Source organism: Aeromicrobium piscarium, assembly GCF_007421815.1.
GTDB classification, from domain to species: Bacteria; Actinomycetota; Actinomycetes; order Propionibacteriales; family Nocardioidaceae; genus Aeromicrobium; species Aeromicrobium piscarium.
In genome coordinates, this window is the sequence record NZ_VLNT01000005.1 from 24,147 (window position 1) to 43,214 (window position 19,068).

17 protein-coding genes and 1 tRNA gene are annotated in these 19,068 nt (G+C 69.4%); 5 read left to right on the top strand and 13 right to left on the bottom strand.

Going from position 1 to position 19,068, the window contains the following annotated elements; translation table 11 throughout:
* The first annotated feature begins 116 nt into the window (after nt 1–116).
* Nucleotides 117–2,738, top strand: coding sequence for a valine--tRNA ligase (gene valS / locus FNM00_RS07995; protein WP_143912925.1), 2,622 nt, complete (start codon nt 117–119; stop codon nt 2,736–2,738).
* 208 nt (nt 2,739–2,946) lie between these two features.
* Here the strand turns inward: valS and FNM00_RS08000 are convergent, their stop codons facing one another.
* Nucleotides 2,947–4,599 carry a phosphoenolpyruvate--protein phosphotransferase gene (locus FNM00_RS08000; RefSeq protein WP_143912926.1) on the bottom strand — a complete coding sequence of 551 codons (1,653 nt, stop codon included), beginning with the start codon at nt 4,597–4,599 and terminating at the stop codon, nt 2,947–2,949.
* A gap of 102 nt (nt 4,600–4,701) precedes the next feature.
* Here FNM00_RS08000 and FNM00_RS08005 point away from each other — a divergent pair, with 102 nt between their 5' ends.
* Together FNM00_RS08005 and FNM00_RS08010 are read left to right on the top strand one after the other, a co-directional pair.
* Entirely contained in the window at nt 4,702–5,463 is a 762-nt protein-coding gene (locus FNM00_RS08005) for a DeoR/GlpR family DNA-binding transcription regulator (protein ID WP_143912927.1), read from the top strand.
* A complete protein-coding gene (locus FNM00_RS08010) occupies nt 5,460–6,389 on the top strand; it encodes a 1-phosphofructokinase family hexose kinase (protein ID WP_143912928.1) in 930 nt (309 codons plus the stop codon). Before FNM00_RS08005 ends, FNM00_RS08010 begins: the two co-directional genes overlap by 4 nt.
* Before the next feature lie 100 nt (nt 6,390–6,489).
* Here FNM00_RS08010 and FNM00_RS08015 read toward each other — a convergent pair whose 3' ends face one another.
* From FNM00_RS08015 to tig, 8 genes are all read right to left on the bottom strand, one after another.
* Complete coding sequence (locus tag FNM00_RS08015) at nt 6,490–7,641, bottom strand: saccharopine dehydrogenase family protein (RefSeq protein WP_143912929.1); 1,152 nt, start codon at nt 7,639–7,641, stop codon at nt 6,490–6,492.
* A gap of 72 nt (nt 7,642–7,713) precedes the next feature.
* A complete protein-coding gene (gene clpX, locus FNM00_RS08020; protein ID WP_143912930.1) occupies nt 7,714–8,985 on the bottom strand; it encodes an ATP-dependent Clp protease ATP-binding subunit ClpX in 1,272 nt (423 codons plus the stop codon).
* Nucleotides 8,986–9,138: 153 nt separating this feature from the next.
* Complete coding sequence (locus tag FNM00_RS08025) at nt 9,139–9,741, bottom strand: ATP-dependent Clp protease proteolytic subunit (RefSeq protein ID WP_143912931.1); 603 nt, start codon at nt 9,739–9,741, stop codon at nt 9,139–9,141.
* Entirely contained in the window at nt 9,738–10,328 is a 591-nt protein-coding gene (locus tag FNM00_RS08030; RefSeq protein WP_143913088.1) for an ATP-dependent Clp protease proteolytic subunit, read from the bottom strand. The genes FNM00_RS08025 and FNM00_RS08030 overlap by 4 nt, the downstream gene beginning before the upstream one ends.
* Nucleotides 10,329–10,523: 195 nt before the next feature.
* Complete coding sequence (locus tag FNM00_RS08035; RefSeq protein WP_143912932.1) at nt 10,524–10,991, bottom strand: SRPBCC family protein; 468 nt, start codon at nt 10,989–10,991, stop codon at nt 10,524–10,526.
* Nucleotides 10,988–11,449, bottom strand: a complete 462-nt coding sequence (locus FNM00_RS08040) for an SRPBCC family protein (protein WP_143912933.1) — start codon at nt 11,447–11,449, stop codon at nt 10,988–10,990. Before FNM00_RS08040 ends, FNM00_RS08035 begins: the two co-directional genes overlap by 4 nt.
* 10 nt (nt 11,450–11,459) lie before the next feature.
* Nucleotides 11,460–12,698 (bottom strand): esterase/lipase family protein, encoded by a 1,239-nt coding sequence (locus FNM00_RS08045; RefSeq protein WP_185973048.1) that lies wholly within the window; start codon nt 12,696–12,698, stop codon nt 11,460–11,462.
* A 281-nt stretch (nt 12,699–12,979) separates the two neighbouring features.
* Nucleotides 12,980–14,350 (bottom strand): trigger factor, encoded by a 1,371-nt coding sequence (gene tig, locus FNM00_RS08050; RefSeq protein ID WP_143912935.1) that lies wholly within the window; start codon nt 14,348–14,350, stop codon nt 12,980–12,982.
* Nucleotides 14,351–14,487: 137 nt separating this feature from the next.
* On the opposite strand from tig, the gene FNM00_RS08055 reads away from it, so the two are divergent.
* The gene (locus FNM00_RS08055; RefSeq protein WP_143912936.1) at nt 14,488–14,928 is read left to right on the top strand and encodes an SRPBCC family protein; all 441 of its coding nucleotides are present in this window, start codon (nt 14,488–14,490) and stop codon (nt 14,926–14,928) included.
* Between the two features lie 36 nt (nt 14,929–14,964).
* On the opposite strand, the gene FNM00_RS08060 is transcribed toward FNM00_RS08055, so the two are convergent.
* The 3 genes from FNM00_RS08060 to FNM00_RS08070 all read right to left on the bottom strand — a co-directional run bounded on the left by FNM00_RS08060 (nt 14,965) and on the right by FNM00_RS08070 (nt 17,596).
* Nucleotides 14,965–16,767, bottom strand: coding sequence for a C69 family dipeptidase (locus FNM00_RS08060; protein ID WP_205197670.1), 1,803 nt, complete (start codon nt 16,765–16,767; stop codon nt 14,965–14,967).
* Nucleotides 16,768–17,150: 383 nt separating this feature from the next.
* Nucleotides 17,151–17,495 (bottom strand): hypothetical protein, encoded by a 345-nt coding sequence (locus FNM00_RS08065; protein WP_221933646.1) that lies wholly within the window; start codon nt 17,493–17,495, stop codon nt 17,151–17,153.
* Between the two features lie 27 nt (nt 17,496–17,522).
* Nucleotides 17,523–17,596 (bottom strand) — tRNA-Pro (locus tag FNM00_RS08070).
* Between the two features lie 107 nt (nt 17,597–17,703).
* Between FNM00_RS08070 and FNM00_RS08075 the strand changes: the two genes are divergently transcribed.
* Complete coding sequence (locus FNM00_RS08075) at nt 17,704–18,243, top strand: nucleoside/nucleotide kinase family protein (RefSeq protein ID WP_143912937.1); 540 nt, start codon at nt 17,704–17,706, stop codon at nt 18,241–18,243.
* 66 nt (nt 18,244–18,309) lie between these two features.
* Here FNM00_RS08075 and FNM00_RS08080 read toward each other — a convergent pair whose 3' ends face one another.
* Nucleotides 18,310–18,990 (bottom strand): cysteine peptidase family C39 domain-containing protein, encoded by a 681-nt coding sequence (locus FNM00_RS08080; RefSeq protein ID WP_221933647.1) that lies wholly within the window; start codon nt 18,988–18,990, stop codon nt 18,310–18,312.
* Between the last annotated feature and the right edge of the window lie 78 nt (nt 18,991–19,068).

Consider the following 19,068-nt stretch of genomic DNA (forward strand, 5'->3'; position numbering starts at 1 on the left):
CCCCCCCCCCTCCCCCCCCCCCCCCGCCCGCCCCCGCCCGCCCCCCCCCCCCCCCCCCCCCCCCCCCCCCCCCCCCCCCCCCCCCCCACCACTCGCGGTCGAGATTGCACCACTGAATGGGTGGACGCGGGGTGACCCGCGATGGCGGCGCTTCCGTAGACTGGGCGATTGTGAACACCGTCCCGGAGAAGCCCGTGCTCGAAGGCCTCGAAGCCAAGTGGTCCCATGCGTGGGAGGAGCGCGGCACCTACCGCTTCGACCGCACCAAGACGCGCGAGGAGATCTACTCGATCGACACGCCCCCGCCCACTGTCTCGGGGTCCCTGCACGTCGGGCACGTGTTCAGCTACACGCACACCGATGTCGTCGCGCGCTTCCAGCGCATGCGCGGCAAGGAGGTGTTCTATCCGATGGGCTGGGACGACAACGGCCTGCCCACCGAACGCCGCGTGCAGAACTACTACGGTGTGCGCTGCGACCCCTCGCTGCCGTACGAACCGGACTTCACACCGCCGGCCAAGCCCGATGCCAAGAAGCAGATCCCGATCAGCCGTCGCAACTTCATCGAGCTGTGCAATGAGCTGGTCCACGAGGACGAGAAGGTCTTCGAGCAGCTCTGGCGCACGCTCGGCCTGTCGGTCGACTGGACGCAGACCTACACCACGATCGGCGCCGAGGCGCAGACCGTGAGCCAGCGCGCCTTCCTACGCAATGTCGGCCGCGACGAGGCGTACAGCCAGGACGCGCCGACGCTGTGGGATGTCACCTTCCAGACCGCCGTGGCCCAGGCGGAACTCGAGGCCCGCGAGTATCCCGGCCACTACTACCGTGTCGCGTACCAGCACGCCGACGGTCCCGTCTACATCGAGACCACCCGTCCGGAGTTGACCGCCGCGGCCGTCGCGCTGATCGCGCACCCCGATGACGAGCGCTACCAGCATCTCTTCGGCGGCACCGTGACCTCGCCGCTGTTCGGTGTCGAGGTGCCGGTCATCGCCGACACCGCCGCGGACCCTGAGAAGGGCTCGGGCATCGTGCACTGCTGCACCTTCGGCGACCTGACCGATGTGCAGTGGTGGCGCCAGTTCCAGCTGCCCAATCGCACGGTGATCGGCCGCGACGGCCGCTTCCTGCGCGAGACCCCCGAGTGGATCGCCACCGACGGCGGCCGCGCGCTCTACGAGGAGCTCGCCGGTAAGACCGTCTTCTCCGCCCGGGAGCTGACCGTGGCGGCGCTGCAAGAGGCGGGCGACCTCGACGGTGAGCCGAAGCCCACGCAGCGCATGGCGAACTTCTACGAGAAGGGTGACAAGCCGCTCGAGATCGTCTCCACCCGCCAGTGGTATCTCAAGAACGGCGGCCGCGACAGCGAACTCGCACAGACGCTGATCAAGCGCGGTGACGAGATCACCTTCGTGCCGGCCTACATGCAGTCGCGCCTCACCAACTGGATCGAGGGGCTCAACGGCGACTGGCTGGTCAGCCGCCAGCGCTTCTTCGGCATCCCCTTCCCGGTCTGGTACCGGCTCGACGCCGACGGCGAGCCGGACTATGAGGATCCGATCTTCGCGACCGAGGCCGAGCTGCCGGTCGATCCTGCCTCGCAGGCTCCCGCCGGCTTCGAGGAGTCGCAGCGCGGCGTCCCGGGCGGCTTCATCGCCGACCCCGATGTGCTCGACACCTGGGCGACCTCGTCGCTCACCCCCGAGTTGGTCTGCGGCTGGGAGCGCGACAACGATCTGTTCGAGCGCACCTTCCCGATGGACGTCCGACCGCAGGGCCACGACATCATCCGGACCTGGCTGTTCAGCTCGCTGGTGCGCGCCCACCAGGAGTTCGGCACCGTGCCGTGGAAGTACGCCACGCTCTCGGGCTTCGTGGTCGACCCGGACCGCAAGAAGATGAGCAAGTCCAAGGGCAATGTCGTGGTGCCCGACGAGATCATCGACAAGTTCGGCGCCGACGCTGTGCGCTGGCGCGCGGCCGGAGCCCGCCCGGGGGCGGACTCGCCCTTCGACGAGGCACAGATGAAGGTCGGGCGCCGCCTCGCGATGAAGGTGCTCAATGCGAGCAAGTTCGTGCTCGCCGCGGAGGACGCCTACGGACTCGGCGCGGACGCCTCCTTCCTCGACCCCGCCAAGGTCACCGAGCCCCTCGACCGTGCGCTGCTCACGGGCCTGCAGTCGGTGGCCCGCGAGGCGACCGAGCACTTCGAGGCCTTCGACTACACCTCCGCTCTGGAGGTCACGGAGAAGTTCTTCTGGGACTTCTGCGACGACTACCTCGAGCTGGTCAAGGAGCGGGCGCGGCGCGACGATGCCGCCGGCGACTCGGCCAAGGCCACGTTCGTGCTGGCGCTGTCGGCACAGCTGCGTCTGCTCGCGCCGTTCCTGCCGTACGTGACCGAGGAGGTCTGGTCCTGGTGGCAGGAGGGCTCGATCCACCGCGCCGGCTGGCCGACCGTCGAGGCCGACCTCGCGGTCGAGACGCAGGACGCCGGGCTGCTCTCGGTGGCGGCACAAGCACTCGCGGGCATCCGCGGGGCCAAGTCGACCGCCAAGGTCAGCCAGCGCACCGAGGTCACGGCCGTGACGGTCGCCGGGCGTTCAGCGGACCTGGAGACCCTCGGCCTGGCACTCGGGGATGTGAAGGCCGCGGGCCGGGTGACCGGCGAGGTCACGACGACCCCCGACGACTCGGCCTCCGAGCTCACCGTCACCGCCACTCTGGCCGAGTAGGACCGCGTCCACTCAGCCGGGCGTGGTTTCGATACGGCCCTCATTCCTCCCCCGCAAGCGGGAGGTGCCCCCAGGGCCTACTCAACCACCGAGAAGCGCACGATCATCGGTGGTTGAGTAGCCAGAAGCCGTTCACGGACGACCCGTATCGACACCACGGGACTGTGGGTGGTTGCGCTCTGTGACGGCTGCACCTGGCCCGCACGGGTCAGCCGGTGATGGCGCGGGCGGCCTCGCGGGCGGCCTCGGGAGTGCTGGCGGCCAGCGCAGCCTCGGCGGCCTGTTGACACTGTTCCAGGGTGACGGTCGACAGCTTGGCACCCACCAGCGGAGCGGCGGTGCCGGCTGAGGACAGCGACGTGATCCCGAGGCCCGTCAGCACGCAGGCGAGCAGCGGATCGGCTGCGGCCTCGCCACACACCCCCACCGGCTTACCCGCCTCCTGGCCCGCGCGCGCCGCGATGGCCATGAGCTCCAGTAGAGCCGGCTGCCACGGATCGTTGAGCGCGGCCAACGACGGCGTCATGCGGTCCGCGGCGAAGGTGTACTGGGCGAGATCGTTGGTGCCGATCGACAGGAAGTCCACGTGCCGCAGGAGGCGATCGGCGTGCAGGGCGGCACTGGGGATCTCGATCATGACCCCTGGCACGAGGCCCACGGAGCGGGCGCGCGAGGCGAACCACGCGGCCTCGTCCTCGGTCGCGACCATCGGCGCCATGGTCCACACCGGCCCCTCGCTGTCGGCGGCGGCCTGGGCGATCGCCTCGAGCTGGCGATCGAGCAGTCCTTCGTCGCGCTGCCCGAGCCGCATGCCGCGCACGCCGAGCGCAGGATTGGGCTCGTCGGGGATCGTGGCGAAGGCGACCGGCTTGTCCGAGCCCGCGTCGAGCGTGCGGACGACCACCTTGCGCGAGCCCAGCGCCGTCAGCACAGGCCGGTAGATCTCGGCCTGCTCCTCGACGCCCGGCTCCGTCTCACGGTCGAGGAAGCACAGCTCGGTGCGGAAGAGCCCGACGCCCTCGACGGGCTTGTCGGCCACTGCGCGAGCCGATGCGCCGTCCTGCACGTTCGCGAGGATCTCGACGCGATGACCATCGGAGGTGGCGCCCGGGCCCGTCCACGAGGCGGCGGCCTCGCCCACCTTGCGCGCAGCCTCCGTGCGCTCCGCGACCATCTGCGGGTCCGGCTCGACGACGATGTCGCCCGTCGCGCCGTCGACGAGGACCGGGAGGCCCACCTCGACATCGTCGAGGCCCTCCACGCCGACCACGCAGGGGATTCCGAGCTGTCGCGAGATGATCGAGGTGTGGCTGGTCGGACCACCCAGTGATGTCGCGATCGCGACGACGAGCGCCGGGTCGAGACCCGCGGTGTCGGCAGGGGCCAGGTCATCGGCCAGCAGCACGGCGGGCTCGGCCGGGGCGGGGATGCCGGGCTCGGGCTGGCCGGAGAGCTCGGCGACGATGCGATCGCGGACATCGCGCAGGTCGGTGACCCGCTCGGCCATCAGACCGCCGGCCGACCTGAACATCGCCGCGAGATCGTCGACGGCCCCGTCGATGGCGGCGTACAGACCGTTGGCCTCGCCGAGACGCTTCTGGACCAACGCGACCAGGCCGCGGTCGCGCGCGATGCCGGCGGTCGCGGTCAGCACCTCCGAGGCGGCACCGCTGGCACGACCGGCACGCTCCTGCAACCGTCCGGCCACGACCTCGGCGGCAGCGCTGAAACGCTCGGCGCCCTCGGTCGCATCGAGCTGCGGATCATCGGCGGGGATCGTCGGGCGAGGCATGGGACGGACGACGGGACCGCTGCCGACTCCCGGCACGACGGCGGTTCCGTGCAACGTGATCTGGGCCATGGTCAGAGCCTACCGACAACCGGTCGCGAGGTCGCGGCCCCGTGGGCTAATATCCACACAAAACCACGTCGATCCTCACGATCGGTCATCCGAGGGGGTGCCATGTACGCCGCCGAACGCCAGGCGATGCTCGCCGAGCGGCTCCTGCACGAGGGCCGCCTCGTCGTCGTCGACGTGGCCGGCGAGCTCGGAGTCTCCGGCGAGACGGTGCGACGCGACCTCGCGGTCCTCGAGCGCGACGGCATCGCGCAGCGGGTCCACGGCGGTGCCGTTCCGGCCCGCTCGCTCCTGGGCGAGACCGCACTCGCTCAGCGGGAGACCCAGTACCAGGCGCAGAAGAAGCGCATCGCCCGCGCCGCCCTGGACTTCGTCCCCGTCGGAGGCAGTGTCGGCTTCGACGCCGGGAGCACGGTCGAACAGCTCGTCGAGCTCCTCCCCGCCGACGCGGAGCTGACGATCCTCACCCATGCCGTGCCCATCGCGGCGAAGCTGACCACCCTCGGGGAGGCGGACGTCCACGTCATCGGCGGCCGCATCCGGGGCATCACCGGCGCGGCCGTCGGGCAACGGGCGGTGGAGGCTTACCACCAGGCGCGGATCGATGTGGCTTTCCTGGGCACCAATGGCATCAGTGACTCCCACGGCTTCAGCACCCATGATGCCGACGAGGCGGCCGTCAAGCGCGCCCTCGCCGAAGCAGCCCGACTCGTCGTCGTCGTCGCCGACGCGAGCAAGCTCGGCGCCGAACCCGTCTTCACCTTCGCCGATCTGGCGGATGTCGATGTGCTCGTGACCGATACCGGCGCGAGCGACCATGCCCTGGCGCGTCTGCGCGAGGCCGGAATCGAGGTGCTCTGCGCATGATCGTGACCCTGACCCCGAACCCGAGCGTCGATCGCACGATCCAGCTCGCCGCGCCGCTCGACCGCGGCGGTGTCATCCGCTCCCGGTCGACCCACGACGACCCCGGCGGCAAGGGTGTCAACGTGGCGCAGGTGGTCCGCGCCGCCGGCGAGCGGACGCTCGCGATCCTCCCCGGTGATGCCGACGATCCGCTCGTCCGTCAGCTGCGTGAGCGGGCGCTCCCCCATGAGGCCGTCGACCTCGGTGCCCCGCTACGGGTCAACCTCACCCTGGCCGAGGACGACGGCACCACGACCAAGATCAACGAGCCCGGCCCCGAGCTCCTGTCCGAGGTGCGCGAGCGGCTCGCCACCGCCGTCATCGCGGCTGCCGCCGATGCCACCTGGGTGGCCCTCTGCGGTTCGCTTCCTCCGGGCGCGCCCGCCCACTGGTACGGGGATCTCGCCGCACAGGTCGACGCTCCGGTGGCCCTCGACACGTCGGGCGCCGCACTCGCCGCCGCGGTCGAGCGGGCCCCGGAGTCGCTGGCCCTGATCAAGCCCAATTCCGACGAGCTCGGCGAGCTCCTCGGGGTGCCCGCCTCCGAGTTCGAGGGTGATCCCCTCCGCGCCGGCGAGCGAGCACGACCGCTGCTGGACCGCGGACTCGGCGCGATCCTGCTGACTCTCGGGGCCCAAGGGGCGCTGCTGCTACGCCCGGACGGCATCTGGGCGGCCGACGCTCCCCGTATCTCGGCCCGGAGCACGGTCGGCGCCGGTGACTCTTCCCTCGCGGGCTACCTGCTGGGGTCGCTGCGCGGCGCCGATCCGGGAGAATGTCTCGCGCTCGCGGTCTCCTACGGCAGTGCCGCGGCCTCCCTGCCCGGCTCCCAGATGCCCACGCCCGACGACCTTCTCGACTTGCCCGCCGTCCGCCGCCTGGCCTGATCTCCCCGGTCAGGCCAGGCGGCGGCCAGCACCGATGATGCGATGCATCACCATCGGTCCGCTCGCCGCGTCAACGTCATCATGCACGCTGACGTGTGGATCAGCGGGCGCGGAAGGTGATGCCGGCGTCGATCAGCCGGTCGATGAGCGGGCGGCCCATCGCGGTCGCGGTGGTCAGCTGACCACTCACCCGCGGCACGTCGTCGAAGGCCAGGCACATCGCGGCCTCGGCCAGCATCTTGGCGGTCTCGTCGTATCCGGGGTCGCCTCCGGAGACCTCCGTCTCGATACGCTCGCCTCCGCCCTCACCCATCAGAGTCAAGGTGAACCAGGACGATGCCCGCCGCTCCTGGCTCGGCCCGTCCCCCGCCTTCTGCGCCGTGAGCAGGAGCTTGCGGGTCGGCCCGAACTGGGCCCCCAGCACCGCCACCCCGAGGCCGAGACCGGCGGCAATCGCCATACGCGCCGTATGGAAGTGCGCGAAGTGCTCGTAGCGGAAATCGGGCCCGTAGACGTCGAGTGCTCGCGCCGATCGCAAGACGATCTGGGGGTCGATCGTCGGCAGCGGGACGGCGTAGCCGCGCACCCCTGATGCCCGCCCCGGCCTGCCACCGCCGCGCACCCGACGCCCCTCCGGTCGTCGCTCGTGCTTCCGGCGCTCGGCGGCCGCGCGCTCGGCCAGGGTGATCTGCGAGAACTGGGTGACGGCCGAGTGATAGGTGCCACCGGAGAACGAGGCGTTGGCACGGATGTAGCCCTTGACGGTGATCGGGACGTCAGCGGGCAACCGTTCGACGAGATCGAGGACGCCGAGGTCGTAGGGCACCGAATCGAAACCGCAGGCATGCACCAGGCGGGCGCCCGTGCTGCGCGCGATCTCGTGGTACTTCAGCCACATGGCATCGACGAAGCCCGGCTCGCCGGTCAGATCGAGGTAGCCGATCCCGGCCTCCGCGGCGGCCTTGACCGCGGGCTCGCCGTACTGCAGGTACGGGCCCACGGTGGAGACGAGCACACGGGTGCCCGCGGCCATCCGGTTCATACTCGCCTGGTCACCGTGATCGGCGACGACGACCTCCGGCACGACCCCGCCCTCGGACTCGATGCGGTCGGCGATCGTCTGGAGCTTGTCGGCGGAACGGCCGGCGATGGCCCAGCGGGCGTCGGCAGGCAGATGCAGCGCGAGGTAGTCGGCCGTCAAGCCTCCGGTGAAGCCGGTCGCGCCGAAGAGGGTGAGATCGACAGGGGTCATCGCGTCAGCGTACGTGATCTCGATACGGCTCGCCCGCAGAGCGGACTCCCTGCCCGATCGCCGAATCCGAGGTCAGCTGGCCTTCTTGTTGACCTCGTCGTGGGTCAGGACCGTGGGCAGCGCGTCGCTGGTGACCGTGTCGGCGGTGACGATCACCTTGGCGACATCCTCGCGCGCGGGGATGTCGTACATGATCGGCTGGAGAACCGCCTCGATGATCGAGCGCAGGCCGCGGGCGCCGGTGTCGCGGGCGAGGGCCAGATCGGCCATCGCCTCGCAGGCCTCGTCGGTGAACTCGAGCTCGACGTCGTCGATATCGAAGAGCCGCGCATACTGCTTGGTGAGCGCGTTCTTGGGGTCGGTCAGGATCGACACGAGCGCCGAACGATCGAGCTTGTCGACCGCTGCGATGACCGGCAGACGACCGATGAACTCCGGGATGAGACCGAACTTGAGCAGGTCCTCCGGGAGCACCGAGGAGTACAGCTTCTCGACCGGAGGCGCGGTGTCCTCCTCGGTCGGCGCGACATTGAAACCGAGGCTCTGCTTGCCGCTGCGCTGCTCGATGATCTCCTCGAGGCCGGCGAAGGCACCGCCCACGATGAACAGCACATTGGTGGTGTCGATCTGGATGAACTCCTGGTGCGGATGCTTACGTCCACCCTGAGGCGGCACCGAGGCCGTGGTGCCCTCCAGGATCTTCAGCAACGCCTGCTGCACGCCCTCGCCGGAGACATCGCGGGTGATCGACGGGTTCTCGCTCTTGCGGGAGATCTTGTCGATCTCGTCGATGTAGATGATGCCCGTCTCGGCCTTCTTGACGTCGTAGTCGGCGGCCTGGATGAGCTTCAGCAGGATGTTCTCGACATCCTCGCCGACATAGCCCGCCTCCGTCAGCGCGGTCGCGTCGGCGATCGCGAAGGGGACGTTGAGCATCCGTGCGAGGGTCTGCGCGAGATAGGTCTTGCCGCAACCGGTGGGGCCGACCATGAGGATATTGGACTTGGCCAGCTCCACGCCCTCGCCGGCGCTCACCCGGCCAGCGGCCTGCGCCTGGACACGCTTGTAATGGTTGTAGACCGCGACAGCGAGGGACCGCTTGGCGCGGTCCTGGCCGATGACGTAACCGCCCAGGAAGTCGAAGATCTCGTGGGGCTTGGGCAGCTCGCCGAGGCTGACCTCGACACTCTCGCTGAGCTCCTCCTCGATGATCTCGTTGCAGAGGTCGATGCACTCATCACAGATGTAGACGCCGGGCCCGGCGATGAGCTTCTTGACCTGCTTCTGGCTCTTGCCGCAGAACGAGCATTTGAGAAGGTCGGCGGTCTCGCCAATGCGTGCCATCAGGCGTTTCCTTTCCAGTGGGCCGCGGCGCGGCCCCGGCGGCGTCATCTCGTCCGCAGCGGATCGTCGTGGATTGCTCCACGATAACCGCGCGAGCGGCGAACGTGCAGACGCCGCCGAGGCGGGTCGTGCCGTGTCGCGAGGGCGACGGGCTCAGAAGCCCGGCGTCTTGAGGGTCTCGAGGACCTGGTCGATGATCCCGTATTCCTTGGCCTCATTGGCCGTGAGGATCTTGTCGCGCTCGACATCGCGACTGACCTCCTCGGGCGTCTTGCCCGAGGCCTCGGCGATCATGTTCTCCAACAGCGAACGCATGCGGAGGATCTCATTGGCCTGGATCTCCAGATCCGAGATCTGACCGCCGGTGCCCTCGGTGTAGGGCTGGTGGATCAGCACGCGGCTGTTGGGCAGCGCGAACCGCTTGCCCGGCGTGCCGGCGGCCAGCAGCACCGCGGCAGCCGACGCGGCCTGCCCGGTGCAGAAGGTCTGGATATCGGGCTTGATGTAGCGCATCGTGTCGTAGATCGCCGTCAGCGCCGTGAAGGAGCCGCCCGGGCTGTTGATGTAGATGCTCACATCGCGGTCGGGGTCCATCGACTGCAGGCACAGCAGCTGCGCGGTGAGGGCGTTGGAGACATCGTCGGTGATCGGCGTCCCGAGGAAGATGATGCGCTCCTCGAAAAGCTTGGCGAAGGGATCGACGCGCCGGAACCCGTAGGACGTGCGCTCTTCCCACTGCGGGATGTAGTAGCTCATCGGCGGACATCTCCTGCGGTCGAGACGACGTGGTCGATCAGGCCGTACTCCTTGGCCTGCTCGGGGGTGAACCAGCGGTCGCGGTCCGAGTCCAGCTCGATCTGCTCGATCGACTGACCCGAGTGCTGTGCCTGCAGCTCGTTGAGCTGCTTCTTCAGCAGGATCGACTGCTCGGCCTGGATGCGGATGTCCGATGCCGAGCCGCCGATACCGCCCGAGGGCTGGTGCATCATGATGCGTGTATGCGGCAGTGCGTAGCGCTTGCCGGGCGTGCCGGCCGCCAGCAGGAACTGGCCCATCGACGCGGCCAGGCCCATGCCGAGCGTGACGACGTCGTTCGAGACGTACTGCATGGTGTCGTACATCGCCATGCCGGCGTCGACGGAGCCACCAGGGCTGTTGATGTAGAAGAGGATGTCGGCGTCAGGGTCCTCGGCGTTGAGCAGCAGCATCTGAGCGCAGATCGCGTTGGCGTTCTGGTCACGGACCTCCGCGCCGAGGAACACGATGCGTTCCTTCAGCAGGCGGTTGTAGATGTGGCCGTCAAGATCCGAAGGGCCGACCTCAGCGGACAACTGGGGAGTCATCGGAGTGTTCACGTCACCGACCCTAGACGGCGCGGGGGCCGAAGACACGCAGCTGGCACCCCTGTTCGCTGTCGGCAGACGGGTCCGCGCGTGCCGGGAGTGGCGCCCGCTCGCGTCATGGGCGGTGAGTGATCCCGCACCCGAGCGGCGAAAGTGCGTGATGGCTCACCGCCCACGGGGAGGGTGCGGGACAGCTCACCGCTCGACGACGCGGGCGAGGCCGTCGAGGGTCTCCCGCATGTCGGACGCGAGAGCACGATCGTGCGCCGGGGCGCCGCCGAGGCCGACACCGGCGACCACGATGCTCAGCCAGCTCGACCTGCCGCCGCTGAGGTCGCGGCGCAACCGCACCGCCGTGCCACCCTCGACCGCCTCCAGGTCGTAGGTCCACCAGGCCGATGGACCGAAGACGTAGAAGGACAGCCGCCGCCGCGGGACGACTCTCGCGTAACGGCTCACCGTCGGCCACACGAACCAGCCGCTGCGGTTCAGGTTGAGGCTCCAGGTGCCACGGCGCAGCCGCCGCGGCACGAACACCTGGGCCACCGTCTCCCGGCTCAGCTCTCGCATCCGCGCCGCGTCGACGAGGACCGACCAGACCTGCGCCGGAGTGGCCGCAATGGTGCGCTCGGCCTCCAGCGGCGCGACCGCCGGCCTCTTCATCGAGCCTCCGCGGCGTCCTTGATCCGGCGCAGCGTCTGATGGATGCCGGACTGCAGGCCGTCCTCGAAACGTTCGGTACCGCCGAGCACCCGGCGGGTCAGCAGATTGGAGAGATCACTGACGCCCTTCGGGGTCGTGCGGCTCTCCGTCAAGCGGGTCCCCTCCGGCGTGGCCTCGAGCTCGAAGGTCCAGCGGGTCTTGTTCTCGCGCACGACGAACTGCAGTCGTTGTTCGGGGACGAACTCCGTGACGACGGACCGTGTCGGCCAGACGAGAGGGCCCTGGCGGTTGATGTTGACCGTCGAGGTGCCGCGCTGGATGACACCGCCCTTGATGAACATCTTGCGGCACTGCGGGCTCCACTCGCCCATCCGGCGCAGGTCGCTGACGACGGCCCAGACCTCGGCGGGACTCGCCGCGATGTCGATGCTGGCGCCGATGTAACTCTTGTTCACCATGCGCGGGAGACTACCCGGTCGGCAGCGCTCGAGGCGAGCGGTATCGGGAATTGAGCCATTCCACGAGCCAGGCACCGACCCGCGGATGGTGCAGCAGGGCGAAGTGATGGGCGCTGGGCAGGTACTCCAGCCGCGCTCCGTCGACCACGGCCCCGGAACGCGCGCTCCCATGCGCGGACGACAGCTGGACCAGCAGATCGCCGAGGGCGAGGCTGGCGATATGTCCCCTGCGGGCGCCCAGCGTCGCCGCGACGAAGTGGTAGTCCGCGTGGGGCAGCGGGGCGGCCGCGATCCGATCGAGCCCCCATCGAGCGGTGAGATCCTGCCCCTGCCACTCGTCGGCCGAGATGTACCCGTGCCGCAGATCGACGATGCCCTCCGAGCGAGCCTGCAGGATCTCGCCGAAGGCGCGGGACTCCGGCCAGAACCCGAGGGCCCGGGCTCCCAGATGGGCCGCCTTCTCCAACGCCGCCCCGGTGTGCGGCGTGCCGAGGCAGACGATGTCGCGCACCAGTCCCGTCCATTCGCGCTGTGCCGCGACGGCATGGTTCGTCGCGGCTCGCACCACCAGGCCGCCCATCGAGTGACCGACGAAGCTGATCCGCGTGATCCGCGTGGGCCAGGCCGCGACGACCGCATCGATGAGAGTGTCGAGATGCTTGCCGTTCTCAGAGATGTGCAGACCGGAGTTGTACCGGATGACGACCGGGGTGCCGTCCGTATCGCGGCGGATGCGTTCGATGTGGTTCTCCCCCGCCCGCGCCTGCCAGGACTCGTCGTCCTCGCAGAGACCGTGCACGAAGAACACCAGATGACCGGTGGCCTCCGGATAGGCCTGGCTCAGCGGCCATGGGGTCGCCGGGACATCGCGGCCCTTCGAGCGCAGCTGCATCGTGATGGCGTGCGGATCGTCGACGGCCCGGAGTTCGTCGCCGATCAGGCCGTTGACGGCGGACTGCAGGCGGCGACCATAACGGGTCGACTCCACAGGCCGCCCGAGGCCGCGCCGTGACAGCGATCGAGCGCCACCGCCCACCGCGCGCAACGCACCGGAGATCGTGCCGTAGACCGCGTCGCTGACGGCATCGTGCGTCCGTTCGATGCGATGTCCGCCGAGGGCACGGGTCGGCGCGAATGCACGACGCGCCACCGCCCGGTGCGTGTCGCGCACGGTGCCGAGGATGAGCCGGTCACCGTAGGTGAGGGCCAGGGCGGCGATATCCGTCGTGCGGGCCGGGGTCGTGGACATGACCCCAGTGTGCCGCGCGGGACGCGGAAGGTCGAAACGTCTCGCTACGCGGGCCGCCGGCCGCGTAGCGGCATCGGCTCCATTGTGGTCTCGATACTCCATCGCGGCGACGCCCTTGTTGCGATGGCTCCATTGCTCGTCCCTCGCGGCTACTCGACCACCGAATGCCCCACCGACGCCACTCGTCCCTCGCGGCTACTTTGACCTCCGCGCGGCCCGATACGCGAACGGGCGGCGCGTCGATCATCGACGCGCCGCCCGTGAGCGTGGGAGAGCGAAGGTCAGTTCGCCGGCTCCTCGGCTTCCGACTCGTCCTCATCGGCCACCGAGCCGTCGGCCCGCAGCCGGGCGAGGTCCAGCTCGTTGCCGGACTTGTCCTTGACCGTCGCGCCCTCGACGAGCGACGCGAGCGCCTTGCCGCGCATGACCTCGCCGACCATCTCGGGCACGTGGTTGTGCTCCATGATGTGCTGGACGAACTGGTTCGGGTCCTGGCCGGACTCCTGCGCGCGCCGCATGATGTGCTGGCTCAGCTCCTGGTCGTCGATACCGAACTCGTTGTCCTCGACGACCTGGTCGAGGACGAACTGAGCGGCGATCGAGTCGCGGACACCGCGCTCGAGCTCGGCCTCGAACTCCTCCTCGGTCTGGCTCTGGTCCTCCAGGTAGCCCTCGAAGGTCAGGCCCGCGAACTGCAGCTGCTGCTGGATCTGGTCGCGCCGTGCGGTGACCTCGGTCTCGACGAGGCTCTCGGGCAGGGGCACCTCGATCTGATCGAGGATCTTCTCCAGCACGAGGTCGCGGGCCTCAGCGGCCTGCTCCATGCGCTTACCGCGGGTGAGGCGCTCGACGAGGTCGGCGCGCAGCTCCTCGACGGTGTCGAACTCCGAGGCCATCTGGACGAACTCCTCGTCGACCTCGGGGAGCTGCTGCTCCTTGACCTCGGTCAAGGTGACCGTGACGTCGACCTCGTCGCCCGCGAGCTCGCCGCCGACCAGCTGGGTCGAGAAGGTCGCGCTGGCGCCCTTCTCCAGACCGATGAGCGCCTCGTCGAGACCCTCGATCATCGTGGCCTTGCCCACCTGGTAGGGCAGTCCGCTGGCCTGCGCCTCCTCGATGAGGGTGCCGTCCTTCTGCGCGGCGGAGAGGTCGATGGTGACCGAGTCGCCGTCCGCGGCGGGGCGGTCGACCTCGGTGTACGTGGCGAAGCGCTCGCGCAGCGCCTCGAGCTGCTCGTCGACATCGGCATCGGTGACCTCGGCGTCCTCGACCTCGAGCTCGATCCCCTTGAGATCGGGCAGCTCGACCGACGGGCGGATGTCGACCTCGGCGGTGACCTCGATATCGGAGCCGTCGTCGAACTTGGCGAGGTCGATCTCGGGCTGGCCGAGGGGCTGAAGCGTCTGCTCCTGCAGCGCCTCGTTGTACCAGCCGGGCAGCGCGGAGTTCAGCGCCTCATCGAGGACGGCGGCACGGCCGACACGCTGGTCGATGACGGGGGCGGGCACCTTGCCCTTGCGGAAGCCGGGCACCGTGATCTGCGAGCCGATGGACTTGTACGCCTTGTCGAGGTGGGACTTGAACTCCTCGAACGGCACCTCGATGGTGAGCTTGACCCGCGTCGGGCTCAGCGTTTCGGTGCTGCTCTTCACGTTGTTGACTCCTGAGTTGATCGAAAGCATGGGGCAGCGCGGCGCGGGGCTCGCGCGGGCCGCCCTCCAGTCTAGGGGGAAAGGCGTCACCGGCAGAATCCGGCCTCCCCAGGCGGATCGGCCGGTAACGTGCTGCCATGACGAGATTCACCGTGCGGACCGTCAGCCGGCGGCCGGCGGCGGCCTTGTTCGACGCCGCGCTCGATCTCGGCCTCCACACCGCTTCGCAGGCGCGATCGGGTGAACGCGTCGTGCGCGGGCCCGCGTCCGGGCAGCTCGGACTGGGCGATGAGGTCACCTGGCGGGCCCGCCATCTCGGCCTCTGGTGGACGATGACGGCCACGGTGACCGAGTTCGAGCGGCCCACGCGCTTCGTCGACGAACAGGTGCGGGGGCCGTTCTCGTCCTTCCGCCACGAGCATCGTTTCGAGGAGCACGAGAGCGGCACGTCGATGACCGACACCATCGAGTTCACCGCCCCGCTCGGAGTACCGGGCCGGGCGGTGGCGGCACTCGTCCTCCGACCGTATCTGCGCCGGTTGATCGCCAGACGGGGCGAGTTCCTGGCACACGGGTGAGAGGGGGCCCGGCAGCGCCGGGCCCCCTCCCCTCGTTCACGCGCGCTTGCGGCGTCCCTGGGCGAGCGCGCCGAGCGCCAGGCCCACGATCAGACCTCCGAAACCGACGACGAGGGCGGTGGCATTGCCGCCATCGTCGGTGAGCTCAGGACGGCCCGAGACGGCAGCGGCGGAGAAGTCCGGCACGTCGCCCGGGTCGCCGTACTCGCCCTGACGGTCGAGCGTGGAGCCGTCGGCCCAGCCGCCGCCGAGATCGCAGTTCATCCGGTCTCGCGAGCTCGCGGTGTCGCCGTGCGCTCCCAGCACCATCGACTGCGAGCGGGCCGAGCCGGTCGTTCCGTCCGGGACCTCGATGTCCGGCTCCCGCAGGCCGCCGTCCTCGCGGGAGCGCGAGAGCACGTCGTCGAGCAGGTGATTGCCGAGCGCGAGCCCGTCGAGGGCGTTGTCGGTGGTGTAGTCGGTGAGCACGGCGGCCGGGTCGTCACCGTCCTCGACGAGGCTCACCGCCTCCTCCTGGACGTCCGCCCACTCTTCGAGGGCCTGCGTCTCGAAGCCCTCGAAGGCCGCGGTGACCTCGCCGAGATACTCCTCGGGTCGCGCGCAGGTCGCGTACATGAGCCGTTTGTAGGTCTGCGTCGCATACTCGGTGGCCTCCTGCTCGGCGAAGGCCGGATCGAGATAGGTGCCGCTCGCCTCGGCCGTGAGGTAGCGATGCTGCGTCAGCTCCTCGGGCAGCGACTCGGTGCCGATCGCGATGGGCGTGTACGGCGCGGTGACGGCTGCCGTCGGGGCGAGCCAGAGAGTCGCGAGTCGCGGGTCGGCGAGGTCGGAACGCAGTTCGGCGACCTGACCGTAGCCGGAGCGGTCGTCGGACCAACGCGGGTCGCGGACGAGACGCATCATGTCCTGCAACGAGACCGGCGCCAGCTCCTCGAGCTCGGCTCCGAGGGAGACCGGGTTGCGGTACGGCGCCGGGTCGTCGGGATCGGCGACCTCACCGACCTCGAAGAGATCGGTCGGGAAGGGCTGCTGGTAGACCTCCTGAAGGTCGAAGACCTCGTCGGCCTCCGCGTCGTACCACCCCTGCTCCTCGGCGAAAGCAACGAGATTGCTCGACCCGAGGTAGTCGGGATCATCGCCGTCGACGGCCTCGGTCGGGAACTCCTGGATGTAACCGGGGTACGACACCCGGACCTCGTCGGCGCCGAGGCGCTCAGCCGCCCAGAGCCCCTCGCCGCCGGAGTACTCGATGAAGATCCAGCCCTCGTCCTCGTCGGCGAACATGTGCGAGTTGCCGCCGTAGGTGCTGTAGCCGTGCTCGTCGATCAGGTCGCCGAGGATCTCCACGGCCTCGCGGGCGGTGCTGGCGCGCTCCATCGCGAAGCGGGAGAGGTCCGAGTACTGGGGTCCGGTCTGGTCCTCGGGGGTCATGTCCCACAGTTCTTCGCGGGAGTTGGACCAGACATCGCGGGCGGCGACGTTCTTCTCGTTGAGCCCGCCGTTCATGAGCGGTGCCGGCAGCCCGGTGAACTCGGAGTAGTTCGAGGTGATGTAGCTGAAAGTGTGCTCGACCTGCGGGATCTCGGTCAGCTCACCGGGCATGTCGGCGTCCTCGGTGACCCCGACCGTGATGGTGGAGCCCTCGGGATGGTCCTGTGCCGGGACGACCTCCACCCAGTGGCTCGAGGGCTCGTGACCGAAGCCGCCGATGAGCGGGTGGCCGTCCTCGGTGAGGTCCTTGCCGACGTAGAAGGCGATCGACTTGTCGGGTCCGAGCTCGGGACGCTCACCCGGGACGTCCGCGGAGGCGGGCATCGCAGTGAGCGCGACAGTGGTCACGAGTCCGATCGCGAGGGCGCCTGCCAGGCGCCGGCGACGGGCGTGATGGGAGGGGGCTGGTGAGGGGGACACATCTCTCCTGAGTCGACGGGGTGGACGGCCCGGCTCACAGCCCGCCGGGCTCAATCCGATCGTAGAAAGGCTCATCCGGCGGACATGTGGTCACGGGGACCGTCTCGACGGGACCCCGTCGGCTATTCGCGCGGGCGCGGATAGCAGAACGACCCCGTGCGACCCCACGCGACACCGGGCACGATGGACCAATGAGTCCGGATCGAGGAACGCGACGTCACGACATGTGGCCATTCGGGTGGATCGGCTCGCCCTGGTTCACGGTGCCGGTCCTGACGCTCACCTTCGGCTGGTTCGGCTCGAACTGATCGTCAGGCGGGGACGCGGCGCCCGAGAAACCGGGCGGACGTGACGGTCACTACGGCGATGCCGAGGGCCGCGGCGCCGAGATAAGCGGCCTCGGTGCGCGACAACCGGCGATCGCGGTGGGAGAGGATCCGGCCCTCCGATCGCACGGACAGGATCGACCCGGACGACCCGATCGACGCGATGGAACCGGCCGAACCGATCGAGAGGATCGATCCGGTCGACCCAACGGAGAGCAGCGATCCCGAGGAGGCGATAGAGGCGGCGGAGAGGAAGGAGCCGGTCGAACGCCACGAGCCGAAGGAGGCGGCGGAATGTCGTGAGAACAGCGACAAGCCGGGTGCCTTCACGGGAACTCCTTACGTGTCACCACAGAGTCGGGATGACAGGATTTGAACCTGCGACCCTCCGCTCCCAAAGCGGATGCGCTACCAAGCTGCGCTACATCCCGGACGACGCCCACGGCATCGACGCCGAAATCCTACCGCCACGAGGGGTAGCGCTCTCGGCCCGCCCGTGAGCACCTGCCGATGTCGGCCGCCGTGGCACGATCGAGAGGTGAGCAATGCCGTCGATCATGTCGCCGAGACCCTGATGCTGCGCGAGCCCGTGTGCGGCCGCACTCGGGTGGTGGCGGTCGACGGGCGCAGCGGAGCGGGCAAGACCGAGTTCGCCCACCAGCTGGCCAATCGGCTCGACGCGCCGATCCTGTCCCTCGAGGACCTCTATCCCGGCTGGAACGGCCTGGAGGCGGCGGTCCACTCGCTGCGCGGCATCCTCGCTGCCCTCGCGGTCGATGACCTCGGCACCGCTCGCCGCTGGGACTGGGCCGACGACCGGCCGGGCGAGCTGCTCACCGTGACCCCGGGCCCCCTGCTGATCATCGACGGGGTCGGATCGGGTGCAGCGAGGATCCGGCCCTTCCTCAGCCTGCTGATCTGGCTCCAGGCGGACGATGCCACCCGCAAGAGCCGCGCGCTCGAGCGCGACGGTGCGACCTATGCGCCCTGGTGGGAGACGTGGGCGGCCCAGGAGCACGAGCACCTCGTCCGCGAACAGACCGCGGCGGCCGCCGACATCGTCATCCGCACGGACTGACGTCACGGGAACGCCGACCGCCGCGTGGGGCCCCAACGGCTGAGAGGGACACGGACGGCCGGACCTCTATCCGAAACCGACAGTGACTCCGCGAAAGGCGTAGAACGGCTCGAAGCGCTCCGGGGCCAGCAGCGCCCGACGCGAATCCGGGGTGTGTCCCGACGGGTTGCGCAGATGGATGCTCTCGCCGTCGTAGCCGATCGCCAAGGCGAGGTGACCGCCGCGGCCCGGCGAGGGGTTCTCCGGGCGCCGGATCTCCTTGTGCACCGAGACGATGCCCATCCGACCGCGCGCCAACCCATGAAGGAGTTCATCGACGCTCAGCTGCGGATGGACGACAGCATCGAGACCGAAGCGGTCGCAGACATAGGCGACGAAGGGCCCATAGACCATCCCGTGCACCCCGTCATCGTCCGTGAGCTCGTACGCGCCACATGCGAGACCATCCCGCATGAGCTGCCCGAGGCTGGGCACGTCATCGCCGCGATGGCGCAGGATCATCTGCAGACAGGTCATCCCACACGCGCGACGCGACCAGAAGGCGTATTCCTGGGCCGTGCGCGCGCCCCACTCCTGCCACCGCGGGTCCTCCGCGGGGTCGAGTCCTCGATAGACGATCGCTTCGATGAGTTCGGGCGACTGGAACTGCGTGATCGCCGGAACCGGCTCGTGCACTCCCCCGATCGGCACGTCCGAGAATCCCGCGCACCGAGGGCATCCCATCGGGGCGGACGAGGACGGCTCCATCCTCGAACCCTGTCATGGTCACCGACGCTCTCGTGGTCCGGCCCGATGCGGCTCCGTGTTCGAGACGGCAACCGCACG